Annotated in this window: 10 protein-coding genes; 8 read left to right on the top strand and 2 right to left on the bottom strand. The window is 71.5% G+C overall.

The window, feature by feature from the left end:
* The first annotated feature begins 26 nt into the window (after positions 1-26).
* From ACZ6SA_RS30030 to ACZ6SA_RS29995, 8 genes are all read left to right on the top strand, one after another.
* A complete protein-coding gene (locus tag ACZ6SA_RS30030) occupies positions 27-869 on the top strand; it encodes a M55 family metallopeptidase (RefSeq protein ID WP_347645431.1) in 843 nt (280 codons plus the stop codon).
* A gap of 54 nt (positions 870-923) precedes the next feature.
* Positions 924-2474, top strand: a complete 1551-nt coding sequence (locus ACZ6SA_RS30025; RefSeq protein ID WP_347645430.1) for a flavin monoamine oxidase family protein — start codon at positions 924-926, stop codon at positions 2472-2474.
* 60 nt (positions 2475-2534) lie between these two features.
* Complete coding sequence (locus ACZ6SA_RS30020; protein ID WP_347645429.1) at positions 2535-3047, top strand: YbaK/EbsC family protein; 513 nt, start codon at positions 2535-2537, stop codon at positions 3045-3047.
* A gap of 131 nt (positions 3048-3178) precedes the next feature.
* Positions 3179-5185, top strand: a complete 2007-nt coding sequence (locus ACZ6SA_RS30015) for a serine/threonine-protein kinase (protein ID WP_465831846.1) — start codon at positions 3179-3181, stop codon at positions 5183-5185.
* Between the two features lie 16 nt (positions 5186-5201).
* Positions 5202-6992 carry a serine/threonine-protein kinase gene (locus ACZ6SA_RS30010; RefSeq protein WP_465831844.1) on the top strand — a complete coding sequence of 597 codons (1791 nt, stop codon included), beginning with the start codon at positions 5202-5204 and terminating at the stop codon, positions 6990-6992.
* A gap of 35 nt (positions 6993-7027) precedes the next feature.
* The gene (locus tag ACZ6SA_RS30005) at positions 7028-8242 is read left to right on the top strand and encodes a serine/threonine-protein kinase (RefSeq protein ID WP_465831842.1); all 1215 of its coding nucleotides are present in this window, start codon (positions 7028-7030) and stop codon (positions 8240-8242) included.
* Positions 8243-8492: 250 nt separating this feature from the next.
* On the top strand, positions 8493-9272 hold the full coding sequence (locus ACZ6SA_RS30000; RefSeq protein WP_347645425.1) for an electron transfer flavoprotein subunit beta/FixA family protein: 780 nt from the start codon (positions 8493-8495) through the stop codon (positions 9270-9272).
* A gap of 21 nt (positions 9273-9293) precedes the next feature.
* Positions 9294-10247, top strand: a complete 954-nt coding sequence (locus ACZ6SA_RS29995; RefSeq protein ID WP_443154832.1) for an electron transfer flavoprotein subunit alpha/FixB family protein — start codon at positions 9294-9296, stop codon at positions 10245-10247.
* 50 nt (positions 10248-10297) lie between these two features.
* Here the strand turns inward: ACZ6SA_RS29995 and ACZ6SA_RS29990 are convergent, their stop codons facing one another.
* Both ACZ6SA_RS29990 and ACZ6SA_RS29985 read right to left on the bottom strand, forming a co-directional pair.
* Positions 10298-11809, bottom strand: coding sequence for a sensor histidine kinase (locus ACZ6SA_RS29990; protein ID WP_465831839.1), 1512 nt, complete (start codon positions 11807-11809; stop codon positions 10298-10300).
* Positions 11806-12507, bottom strand: a complete 702-nt coding sequence (locus tag ACZ6SA_RS29985) for a response regulator transcription factor (RefSeq protein ID WP_347645422.1) — start codon at positions 12505-12507, stop codon at positions 11806-11808. Before ACZ6SA_RS29985 ends, ACZ6SA_RS29990 begins: the two co-directional genes overlap by 4 nt.
* Between the last annotated feature and the right edge of the window lie 9 nt (positions 12508-12516).

Here is a 12516-nt window from a genome sequence, read left to right as displayed (position 1 = left end):
CTTGGAGCGATGAAGGAGCAGGGCACGTGAAGGTCTATCTGTCGGTGGACATGGAGGGCGTGACGGGGCTGACGGACCCCGAGGAGATGCACGCGGGCAAACGCGGCTACGAGCGCGGCTGCGAGCTGATGACCGCCGACGCCAACGCCGCCGTCGAGGGCGCGTTCGACGCCGGGGCGGCGAGCGTGCTGGTCAACGACGCCCACGGGTCCACCAAGAACCTCCGGATCGACCTGCTCGATCCCCGGGCCAGTCTCATCCGTGGACCGGGCAAGGCACAGCGGATGGCGCAGGGGCTCGACGGGTCGTTCCAGGCCGCCTGCTTCGTGGGCTACCACGCCCGCGCCGGCGTGCAGGACGGCGTGCTGAACCACACCTGGATGGGCAAGGAGATCCAGAACGTCCACCTCAACGGCGAGCTGTGCGGGGAGACCCGGCTCGTCGCCGCGTGCGCCGGGTTCCACGGGGTGCCGGTGGCGGTGGTGACGGGGGACGAGGCCGTCGGCGAGGAGGCACGCGCGCTGCTCGGCGACGTCGAGACGGTCGCGGTGAAGAAGGGGATCGACAAGTTCTCGGCCGAGCTGCTGCCGCCGAGCGTCGCCCAGGCAAGGATCCGTGAGGCCACGGCGCGGGCGCTCGGCAGGTTGAGCGACTTCACGCCGTATGAGGTGGCGGCGCCGTACACGCTTGGGGTGGAGTGGAACTCCACCGCCATCGCCGCCGCTGTGGCGCTCATCCCCGGTGTGAAGTCCGCGGGGTCGCGTCACACCGAGTTCACCACCGACGACTTCACCCAGATCATGGCGCTGTTCGGCATCTTCGCCACCATCGGCGGCCAGGTCGCCTGCGGCAGCGGACCGTACGGGTGACAGGGCGTGGGGATGACGGTGAACGCCCGGGACCGGGTGTAGGGGGCGGGTGACGTGGAAGGCGCGGCGCTGACCCGGCGCGGGCTGCTCGTCGGGATCGGCGCGGTGGGCGGCGCGGGCGCCATGTACGCGGCCATGGGCGCGTTGGGGCTGGCGCCCTCGGAGCAGTCCAAGGACTACGTGGCGCCCAGGCCGGGCGACTTCACCCTGCGCGGCAAGGGCACGGCCAGGGTCGTGATCATCGGCGCGGGGGTGGCGGGGCTGACGGCGGCGTACGAGCTGGGCAAGGCCGGTTACGACTGCACGCTGCTGGAGGCCAGGGAGAAGGCCGGCGGGCGGAACCTCACGCTGCGCGGCGGCGACCGCCTCAGCGAGCTGAACGGCCCGGCGCAGGAGGTGACGCTCGGCGAGGGCGTCTACTTCAACGCGGGCCCCGCCAGGATCGCGCCGTGGATGGTGACCCTCGACTACTGTCGCGAGCTGGGCATCCCGATCGAGACCTTCATCAACGACAACGCCGCCGCGTACGTGCACACCAACGGGCGGACGATGCGGGCACGGACCGCCCGAGCCGACATGTATGGATATGTCGCGGAAATGCTGGCGAAAGCCACAAATGTCGGTGCGCTGGATAAGGCCATCACCAAGGACGACCAGGAACGCCTGCTCGATTTCCTCAGAAGGTTCGGTGACCTGGGCCCGCGGCTGGAATATGAAGGCTCGTCGCGCCGCGGTTTCACGAAATTTCCGGCAATAGATGGTGGTGTCCTCCTGGACGCCCCCGGCTCCCTCCACGAGATCCTCGCCGCGGGCACCGGCCGCGCCATCACCAACAACTTCGGCTTCGACCAGGCCACCCCCATGTTCCAGCCCGTCGGCGGCATGGACGCGATCGTCACCAGGCTGGTGGAGGCGGTGGGCGAGGACAACATCACGACCGGCGCCAAGGTCACCAAGATCACCTCGCTGGACGACGGCGTCGAGGTCGTCTGGACCGGCGGCAGCGTCAAGGCCGACTACTGCATCGCCGCCCTCCCGCCGCACATCCTCGCCAAGATCCCGCACAATCTCGGAGCCCAGGTCACCACGGCGCTCAAGGCGCCCGTCCCGGTCGCCGCGGGAAAGATCGGCCTGGAGTACGGCCGGCGCTGGTGGGAGCTGGACGACCACATCTACGGCGGCGTGACGGAGACGGACCTCGACATCACCCACATCTGGTATCCGTCCCACGACTACCACGCCGAACGCGGCCTCCTGGTCGGCTACTACAACGCCGAGCGCGACGCCGAGCTGTACGGGGCCCTCACCCCCGACGACCGCAGGCGCAGGGCGCTCACCCAGGGCAAGAAGATCCACGGCGAGAAGTACCGCCAGAACCTCCTGTCCAGCGTCTCCATCGCGTGGGAGCGCCAGGAGCACATCCAGGGCGGCTGGGTGCGCTGGCCGTCCTTTGATTCGTCCTTCACTTTTCTGCAACGCCCCGCCGGAAGGGTTTACTTCGCGGGCGACTGGCTCACCCATCTGATCGCCTGGCAGGCGGGGGCCATGGAGTCCGCCCGCGGCGCCGTCACGCTGCTGCACCAGCGGGTGCTGCAGTCTCCGTGACGTCGCACGCTGCTCCGACGCCCGGGTTAGGGTCCAAGGAGAAGCGATCGAGGAGATGGGATGAGCTTGCACTGGGTGCCCGCGACCGAACGGATCGACCTCCTGGCCGATCCGGTGGCGCGGGCCGTTCCGCACGTGGAGGATGCCGAGGTGGCCGAGATCGACCCCGATCTGGCCGACACGACGGCGTTCTGCGAGCGCTACGCCGTGCGCCTCGACGAGTCGGCCAACTGCGTGGTCGTGGCCGCCAGACGAGGCGGTGAGATCCGCTACGCCGCATGCATGGTGCTCGCGACGATGCGGGCGGACGTGAACGGCGTCGTGCGCAGGCATCTCGACGCCAGGAAGGCGAGTTTCGCGCCGATGGCCGACGCGGTCGAGCTGACCGGCATGGAATACGGCGGCATCACGCCACTGGGGCTGCCGGATGACTGGCCGATCCTCGTGGACACGCACGTCGCGGAGCACCCGAGGGTGGTGATCGGAAGCGGTGTGCGCAGGTCGAAGCTGGCCGTCTCCGGGGCAGGGCTGGCCGGGCTGAAGGGGGCCGAGGTTCTCTCGCTGGCCGGCTGACAGAAACCGAAGCCGATTCGAGACCGTTGGATGGGAAACCGATGAGCCCTTTCCGGACGTTGTACGAGTGGGAATGTGGCCTCATGGTTCATCTCGTGGGCGGTGACTAAGCCGATATGGTGCTTCATGCCATGAACGATGACCGACTTGGCCCTTACCGGTTGCTCAGGCGGCTCGGTGAAGGCGGGATGGGCGTTGTCCACCTCGCCGCCGACCCGCAGGGGCGCCAGGTGGCGGTCAAGGTCCTGCGCGGGGAGGTCGCCGGCGACGAGGTCGCCAGGCGGCGGCTTTCGCGCGAGGTCGAGACCATGCGCAGGGTGCGGAGCAACTACATCGCCGAGGTGCTCGACGCCGACGTGACCGGGCGTCGCCCCTACATCGTCACCCGCTACGTGCCCGGCCGTCCCCTCGACGAGATCGTCAAGGACGACGGGCCGCTCGACCTGCCCGCGCTGGTCAAGGTCGCGCACGGGGTGGCCTCGGCGCTGGCCGTCGTGCACTCGGTGGGGGTGATCCACCGCGACCTCAAGCCGGGCAACGTGCTGATCCTCGACGGCGAGCCCGTGCTGATCGACTTCGGCATCGCGCAGGCGGTCGACGCGACCCGGCTGACGCAGACCGGCATGTTCATCGGCACCCCCGGCTATCTCGCGCCAGAGATCATCGAGGGCCAGGAGGCCGGCCCCGAGGTCGACATCCACGCGTGGGCGGGCACGCTGCTGTACGCCGCGACCGGCCAGCCGCCCTTCGGCAAGGGCACGCTGGAGATGGTCTTCTACAACATCACGGCGGGCAAGGCCGACATCAGCGCGGCCCCGGCGACGTTGCAGCCGCTGCTCAAGGCGGCTTTCCAGCGCAATCCGGCCAAGCGCCCCAAGGCGGCCGACCTGGCCGAGCAGACCGCCAGGATGATGCCCCAGCCGCCGCGGGGCGGCGCGCCCGACGAGCTGTCCACCGTGCCGCGGCCCGGCACGTCGCCGGCCGGCCTTCCGGTCCCGCGGCCCGCGGCCGACAAGCCGCCCCACGACGTGTCCACGCCGCCGGTGACGCCGCGGCGGCTGCTCGAGAGCCAGGACCACCCGGTCACCCCGCCACCGCAGGATCAGCAGTACGTCTCGCTCCTGCCCAACCAGCCCGACCCCTGGCCGACCCGCAGGGTGTCGCCGGAGGAGCTGCGCAGGATCCAGCGTGAGACCGGGGCGTCGCAGCCCTGGCAGGCGCAGCCGGGCGCCCACAACGCGCCGCCGGGCGAGGCCGACGTGCCCACCAGGCGGGTGCGGCCCGACTCTCCCGAGTTTCGCAGGCTCGCCGCCGGCTCGCCCGCCGACGCCAGGCCCGGTACGGGTCCCGCTGGAGGGCCCGCTGGAGGGCCCAGTGGAGCGGCAGGTCCTGGCCGGTCCGGGCCCGGCCACGACTACGCCAGGCCGGCGCCGACGCCGGCGCAGCCGCCGCCCTACATCCCGGCGCAGCAGCACTACCAGCCCGGCCCCACGAAGCGTGAGCCCTTCATCCCGGCCGTGTCCCCTGGCAACGTGCTGCAGCGTTCCAGGGCCTACGGCGTGGCGAGCGCCATGCTGCTCGTCCTCATGATCGTGGCGGCCGTGCTCGCGCCCGTGCTGGTGGCGGTCCTCGCGATCCCGGTCGCGGTGTTGCTGCGGGCGGCCGACCTGGCGCAGCCCGCGCTGATGGCGCGCCGTGCCGCGGGCGCGGCGGCGCTCGACGTCGTCAGGGTGCTCTCCTACCCCAAAGAACTCGCCAAATCGGCGGGCATCACGCTCGCTCTGCTGCTTTATGCCGTCATCCTGGGATTGCCGGTGACGTTGTTGCTCACCGTGGTCGCCAGGATGGAACCGTCCTACGCCCTGGCGTGGGGCGCCGCGATCGCCCTGTGGACCGTCTGCGCGGGTCCGGGGGTGGAAGGGCCAGGCAGGCAGATGCGCAGAACGCTCTCATCGCTCGTACCCTCGAGAACAGCGGCGATGGTGATGGCCGGAGTGCTCGCGGCAGGCGCCGCGCTCTCGCTGATCCTCGCTTACGGCACGTTCGGGGACAAGCCAAGGGGGGCCGTATGGACTCCGCTGAACGTCGATCCAGTGGTCAAGCAGCTCGAAAGTCTGAGGGGGAATTCAGGAGGATGACGCGGGGAAGGTGGCGATGAACACCCAGGCACCAGAGCGCCTCGGCCCTTACCGGCTGGTCAGGAAGATCGGCGAAGGCGGGATGGGGGTCGTCCACCTCGGTCTCGACGGTGACGGCCGCGAGGTCGCGATCAAGGTGCTCCATCCGCACGTGGCCGCCGACCTCAAGGCACGCGACCGGCTGACCCGCGAGGTCGAGACCATGCGCCGGGTGCGCAGCCCGCACGTGGCCGAGGTGATCGACGCCGAACTCGTCGGCGGCCAGCCCTATGTCGTCACCCGCTTCGCGCCCGGCCGCACGCTGGAGGACACCGTCCTGGCCGAGGGCCCCCTGGAGGCACGCGACCTCATCAGGCTCGCCCAGGGGCTGTGCAGGGCGCTGGTGGCCATCCACGCGGCCGACGTGATCCACCGCGACTTCAAGCCGTCCAACGTGATGCTCGTCGACGGCGAGCCGCTGGTCATCGACTTCGGCATCGCCCACCTGGTGAACGCCACCAGGCTCACCCAGACCGGCATGTTCGTCGGCACGCCCGGCTATCTCGCGCCCGAGATCATCCGCGACTCCGAGATCACCCAGGCGGCCGACGTGCACGCGATGGCCTCGACGGTGTTCTTCGCCGCGACGGGGGCGCCGCCGTTCGGCACGGGCACGTTCGAGGCGGTCTGCTTCAACATCATGGAAGGGCGGGCGCAGATCGACAAGGCGCCCGCGTGGCTGCGCGGCTGGCTCACCCGCGCGCTGCAGGTCGACCCGTCAGCCCGGCCTGACGCGCACGAGCTGCTGCGGATGGCCAAGGCGCTCGACCCGTCGGTGACCGCGTTCAACGAGGCCTCCTTCGACGGCCCCACGGGCACCAAGCGCATGGGCGACCGCACCCGGACCATGGACACGTTCTCCGATCTGCTGCCGCCGGTCGACTACGGCGCGCCACCGGTGCCCCAGCGGCGTGAGGAGGCGCCGCCACGGCGTGACGAGCGGCCACCGCCCTACGTGCCCGCGCCGGTCTCGGCCAGGCCCCCCGTGCCGCGTGCCGACCAGCACGTGGCGGGCTACGCCGCGCCACGGCCCACCGCTCCGGCGCAGGCCAGGCCCTACACGCCGCCGCCCGAGCCGCGGAAGTACACCCCGCCGTCCGAGCGGAGGAAATATCTTTTCGGCAGCCAGTTCGTGGGGCTGCTCATGCTCGTCACCCTGGTGGCGCTGACCGTGATGATGCCGGTCATGGTGGGCGCGATCGCCGTGGCGATCGTGCTGGTGCTGCGCATCGGCGAATACCTCTTCGGCGACCTGGTCAAGCGGCGCCAGGTGCGGGGGAGCAGCGCGGCCGACCCGTGGCTCGTGGTGGTGGGCACGCCGTGGGCGCTGGTCAAGTCCGCGCTCGTGTCGGCGGTGCATGTGCCGCTGGCGCTGCTGTTCGGCGTGTGCGTCTGGGGGCTGCTCCACTGGGTCGGCCAGATGAGCGTCAACGTGGCGGCGTCCTACGCCGCGGGCGCGTTCGCGGCGGGCCTGTTCGTGTTGCCCGGCGGCGGCGCGCCGCGCAAGGCCGTCACCCGCACGCTCACCGGCGTGCTGCGCAGCCCGGGAGCCGCGCTGGTCGCGGTCGTGCTGATGGGCACGGCGGCGTTGTTCGCGGTGATGTTCGCGCTGGGCCAGGACGCGGTGTGGACACCGTGGCGGGCGCCGGAGACCGTGATCGAGGACCTGGCGAGCGACGCCAGGCAGACCACGGTCGGCCTGATCACGGGGATGATCGACAGCTTGCTCGACGGGCTCGGGCTGGGGTTCCTGACTCCCTGGAACTGAGTGTCCCCGCGGGCTCTCGAGGGGAGAGAAGAAGTATGGGCGACAGGCTCGGTCCGTATGAGCTCCTCTCCCGGCTCGGGGCCGGTGGGTTCGGCGAGGTGCACCTCGCGCTCGACGCGGAGGGCCGCACGGTCGCCGTCAAGGTGCTGCATCCGCATGTCGCGGCCGACGGCGGCGCGCTGGCCAGGCTCGCGCGCGAGGTGGAGACCATGCGCAGGGTCGGCGGGCCGCACGTGGCCGAGGTGCTGGACGCCTCCCTTGAGGGCGCCCGCCCCTACCTGGTGACCCGCTACGTCCAGGGCAGGCCGCTCAGCGCGGTGCCCGTGCCCGTCGCCGACCTCCGCCGGCTGGCCTGCGGGCTGGCCGACGCGCTGCTCGCCATGCACGAGTCGGGCGTGGTGCACCGCGATCTCAAACCGGCCAACGTGATGATGGCCGAAGGCGAGCCGGTCGTCATCGACTTCGGCATCGCCAGCGCCCTCGACTCGTTGTCCGTCACGGCCTCGGGCGCGGTGGTGGGCACGCCCGGCTACCTTGCTCCCGAGGTGCTGGAGGGCAAGAACGCGGGCCCTGAGGCCGACGTGTTCTCCTTCGGGGCGACGCTGGCCTACGCGGTGACCGGGCGACAGCCGTACGGGCAGGGCCCCGCGTCGGCGGTCGCCTACCGGGTCGTGCACCACGAGCCCGACCTGGAGGGCGTGCCCGGCTGGCTGGAGCCGCTGTTAGCGGAGTGCCTGTCCACCGATCCCGCTGCGCGGCCGACGGCCGCGCAGATCTGTGCCAGGCTCGACGTGGCGCCCGTCTCCCACGTGCCCCGTGCCTTCGCCCAGCCCGCACGCCCGCGTTCGGACGCCGAAGACACGAGCACGAGGGAGTGGCGGCCGGGCAAGGAGCGCCGCCGACGCCCGGTGGAGGAGTCGAGGGCGCGGCACAGGGAGAAGGTGCGCAGGCGGTGGGTGATCGGTTCCGGGCTGTTCGTGGGGCTGCTGGCCGCCGCCGCCCAGGAGACGCTGCCCGAGGTGGCGCTCTTCCTGCTGGCCGCGTACGCGCTGGGTGTGGTGTCCGACGCCGGGGTGGCGCTCTTCTCGCGCGCCCTCTACCGGCGCCGCCGCGTCGTCACGGATATGGTCAGTGTGGCGGGCACGGTCGGGCTCTGTTTCGGGCTGGCGGCGGTGTTCAGCACGTTCACCCTGGCCTTGTTCGCGGGCACGGCCCTGGTGGTGGGGATCGTGTTCCTGCTGTCGGCGTGATCCCCGCCGCGAAGGGGTGGGAGGCAGCAACAGAATGAAGTTCGGTATGGTGGTGCCGGCGGGACCCTTCCGCCGGCCGCCCCCACCCGGGCGGTTGCACACCGACTACTCATGGGTAACATAACGCCAGACCATGGCACACCCTCTGTCGGGAGCCCGGCGGGCACCTGGCAGTCTGGACAGCATTGCATTCGGCGCCCACCGCAGCGAGGCGGTGGCGCACGCGAACACGGGAGGTCGGCCACCGGCCATGAACATCGTCGTCTGCGTGAAGCAGGTCCCCGACACGGCGACCGAGCGCAAGCTGCGGTCCGATGACAACACGCTCGACCGCGACGCCGCCGACGGCGTGGTCAACGAGCTCGACGAATACGCGGTCGAGGAGGCACTGAAGCTCAAGGAAGCCCACGGTGGCGAGGTGACCGTGCTCACCATGGGCCCCGGCAAGGCCACCGAGACCATCCGCAAGGCGCTGGCCATGGGAGCCGACAAGGCCGTCCACCTCAGCGACGACGCGCTCCACGGCTCCGACGCGCTGTCCACGTCGTACGCGATGGCGCAGGCGCTCAACAAGATCGGTTTCGATGTCGTCGTCCTGGGCTCCGAGTCCACCGACGCGCGCACCGGCGTGCTCGCCGCCATGCTGGCGGAGCGCCTCGGCGTGGCGCAGCTGACGCTGGCCAACAAGGTCGACGTCGACGGCACGTCGATCACGATCCAGCGCCTCACCGACTACGGCTACGACCGGGTCGAGGCCACGCTGCCGGCCGTCGTGTCCGTGGTCGAGAAGATCAACGAGCCGCGCTACCCGTCGTTCAAGGGCATCATGGCGGCCAAGAAGAAGCCGGTCGAGACGCTGGCCATCGCCGACGCCTCCATCGATCCCTCCCAGGTCGGCCTGGCCGCCGCCTGGTCCGAGGTCGTCGACTTCGCCGCCGCGCCGCCGCGCGCCGCCGGCACGATCGTCAAGGACGAGGGCGACGGCGGCGCGAAGGCCGCCGAGTTCCTGGCCTCCAAGAAGTTCATCTGAGCACGGGAGAGAACACCTGATATGTCGGAAATTCTCGTTCTCGTCGAGCAGGTCGAAGGCGAGGTCAAGAAGGTCACGCTGGAGCTGCTGACCCTGGCCCGCTCGCTGGGCACCCCCGCGGCCGTCTGGGCGGGCCCGGGCATCACGCCCGAGGCCAAGGCCAGGCTCGCCGAATACGGCGCGGAGACGATCTACGTCGCAGGTTCGAGCGACATCGTCGACCACGTGGTGGCGCCCAAGGCCGAACTGCTGGCCCAGCTCGTGTCCGCCAAGTCGCCCGCCGCCGTGCTCGTGGCCGCCACGGCCGAAGGCAAGGAGGTCGCCGGCCGGCTGGCCGTCAAGACCGACTCCGGCGTCATCACCGACGCCGTGGGCCTGGGCGAGGGCTTCGTGGCCGACCAGTCCATCTTCGGCGGCGGCGTCAACGTGCACTCCCGGGTGCGCAGGGGCACGCCCATCGTCGCCGTACGCCCCAACTCCACCGCTCCCGAGGCCGCCCAGGGCGCCGGAGCCGAGGAGGAGGTGGCGGTCGCGCTGACCGACGCCGCCAGATCGGCCCGCGTCGTCGAGCGGGTCAAGCAGGAGAAGGGCGCCAGGCCCGAGCTGACGGAGGCCGCGATCGTCGTCTCCGGCGGGCGCGGCGTGGGCTCGGCCGAGAACTTCTCGGTCATCGAGGGCCTGGCCGACGCGCTCGGCGCCGCCGTCGGCGCCTCCCGCGCAGCCACCGACGCCGGCTGGTACCCGCACCAGTTCCAGGTGGGGCAGACGGGCAAGACGGTGTCGCCGCAGCTCTACATCGCGGCCGGCATCTCGGGCGCGATCCAGCACCGGGCGGGCATGCAGACCGCGAAGACCATCGTCGCGATCAACAAGGACCCGGAGGCGCCGATCTTCGAGCTGGCCGACTACGGCGTCGTCGGCGACCTGCACCAGGTCGTCCCGCAGCTCACCGAAGAGGTCACCAAGCGCAAGTAGGGCTCAAGGGGGCGGCGCCGCGCGACGCGGCGCCGCCCCCTTTCGCGGGATCACCGCCCGCGAAGGGCGGGGAGACGTACGTGGAAGGCCGCTCCCTCGCCGGGCGCGGAACGCACCTCCACGCGGCCCCCGTGGGCGGTGACGATGGAGCGGACGATGGCCAGCCCGAGCCCCGCCCCGCCGGTCGCCCGCGCCCGCGAGCCGTCCGCCCGGTAGAAGCGGTCGAACACCCGCTCCACCTCCTCGGCCGCCAGCCCGGGACCCTCGTCCGAGATGACCAGCACCGCCTCGACCCCGTGTGCGCCCGCCTCTGTGCCGACGCCGATCCTGACCGGCGTGCCCGGAGGCGTGTGGGTGACGGCGTTGCCGACGAGGTTGCTGACCACCTGCCGCAGCCGCGCCTCGTCGCCCAGCACGGGAGCGCTCGCCGCCGCCCCTCCGTCCGGCCCGGTGAAGGCGATGGGCCTGGACGGGTCGAGCGCGGCGAAGTCGTGCCGGGCGTCGGCGGCAAGGGTGCGCAGGTCCATCGGGGTGAGGTCGAGCGCGGGGCCGTCGGCCTCGTCGAGCCCGGCGAGCAGCAGCAGGTCCTCCACCAGCCGGGCCAGCCGTCCCGACTCGGCCTCGATGCGGGCCAGCGCCGGCCCGGCCTCCGTGCCGCCCATGCGGTACAACTCCGAGAAGCCCTTGATGCCGAACAGCGGAGTGCGCAACTCGTGACTGACGTCCGCGACGAACCGGCGCATGCGGGCCTCGGAGTCCACCTTCGCCGCGACCCCCTGCTCGATCTGGGCGAGCATCGTGTTGAGCGAGCGCGCCAGCCGCCCGAGCTCCGTGTTCGGGGCGGCGGGCTCGGGAACGCGCCTGGTCAGGTCGCCGCCGGCGATGGCCGCCGCGGTCTCCTCCACGCGGCGCAGCGGGGCGAGCCCCGCCCTGGTCGCGAAGCCGCCCGCCAGCGCCAGCACGGCCAGCAACATCGACCCCCCGACCAGGCAGGCGAGCCTGACCCTGCCGACCGTCGCGTTCGTCTCGTCGAGCGACGCGGCCATCACGACGGTGGAGGAGCCGTCCCCACCCGCGGCGGCGTACGGCCGCACCACCACCCGCCACTCCGCGCCGTCCACGCCGGCCACCGTGAACGGCTCGCCCGCGCGGGCCGTCGCGACGGCGGCGTTCAGCCGGGCCGGCCCGGGACCCTCCGCCTGGCCCAGCTTGCGGGTCACGGCGCCGTCGGCCGACAGGTAGACCGCGTAACCCGTCTCGGTCAGGTCGAGCTGCCCGAGACCCTTCAACATCAGATCGAGCCGCTCGATGCCCTGCTCAGCCAGGTCGGACCGCAAGAAGCCGAGCGGCGATCCGGCGAGCTCCCGCTGGATCGTGTCGACGTGGCCGGGCGGGATGGCGGAGATCACCAGACTGATCGGGACGAGCTGCGCGTCGACGCGGCCCACAAGTTGCCGTCTCAGCTGCCCCACCACGATCGAGCTCATCGCCACCAGGCCGGCGACGAGCAGCGCGACCACGATGGCCAGCAGCCGGGCGCGTAACGACAGCCGCCCGATCATCGTTTCGGCTCGCGCAGCACGTAGCCGACGCCGTGCACGGTGTGGATCAGCTTCGGTCCGCCGGTGTCGAGCTTGCGGCGCAGGTAGCTGACATAGGTGTCGACGATGCTGGTGTCGCCGGCGAAGTCGTAGCGCCACACCTGCTGCAGGATCTCCGGTTTCGGCAGCACCCGCCCCGTGTTGAGCACCAGGTGGTGCAGCAGCCTGAACTCCGTCGGCGACAGGCGTACGGGCCGCCCCGCCCTGGTCACCTGGTGGCCGTCGGGATCCACTTCGAGATCGCCGACGACGAGGGTGCGGTCGTCGGCGATCACGCCCGTACGCCGGAGGATGGCTCTGATGCGGGCCAGCAACTCCTCCAGGTCGAACGGCTTGGTCACGTAGTCGTCGCCGCCCAGCCGGAGCCCGTTGATCTTGTCGGCCGCGGTGTCGCGGGCCGTCAGGAACAACACCGGCACGGGGCCGGGCCGGCCGCCGGCTCTGGGCAGGCCGCGTAACCTGCGGATGACCTCGAAGCCGTCCAGGTCGGGCAGCATCACGTCGAGCAGCACCAGGTCGGGCGGATCGCGCCTGGCCGCCTCCAGCGCCTGCGCGCCCGTCTCCGCCGAGGTCACGGTGAAACCGGCGAAGCGCAGCGTCGCCGACAACAACTCCTTGACCGTCGGCTCGTCGTCGACCACGAGCAGCCGTTCGCCCACGTGACGCAC

Source organism: Nonomuraea sp. NPDC049378 (genome assembly GCF_055586745.1).
The sequence above is the reverse complement of the archived record's forward strand: the minus strand, read 5'-3'. Positions and strand labels throughout refer to the sequence as shown.

Excerpts from the sequence above, each read along its gene's own strand:
- ACZ6SA_RS29990 (WP_465831839.1), bottom strand. The coding sequence starts at position 11,809 with ATGATCGGGCGGCTGTCGTTACGCGCCCGGCTGCTGGCCATCGTGGTC.
- ACZ6SA_RS30015 (WP_465831846.1), top strand. The coding sequence starts at position 3,179 with ATGAACGATGACCGACTTGGCCCTTACCGGTTGCTCAGGCGGCTCGGT.
- ACZ6SA_RS29995 (WP_443154832.1), top strand. The coding sequence starts at position 9,294 with ATGTCGGAAATTCTCGTTCTCGTCGAGCAGGTCGAAGGCGAGGTCAAG.
- ACZ6SA_RS30020 (WP_347645429.1), top strand. The coding sequence starts at position 2,535 with ATGAGCTTGCACTGGGTGCCCGCGACCGAACGGATCGACCTCCTGGCC.
- ACZ6SA_RS30000 (WP_347645425.1), top strand. The coding sequence starts at position 8,493 with ATGAACATCGTCGTCTGCGTGAAGCAGGTCCCCGACACGGCGACCGAG.
- ACZ6SA_RS30010 (WP_465831844.1), top strand. The coding sequence starts at position 5,202 with ATGAACACCCAGGCACCAGAGCGCCTCGGCCCTTACCGGCTGGTCAGG.
- ACZ6SA_RS30005 (WP_465831842.1), top strand. The coding sequence starts at position 7,028 with ATGGGCGACAGGCTCGGTCCGTATGAGCTCCTCTCCCGGCTCGGGGCC.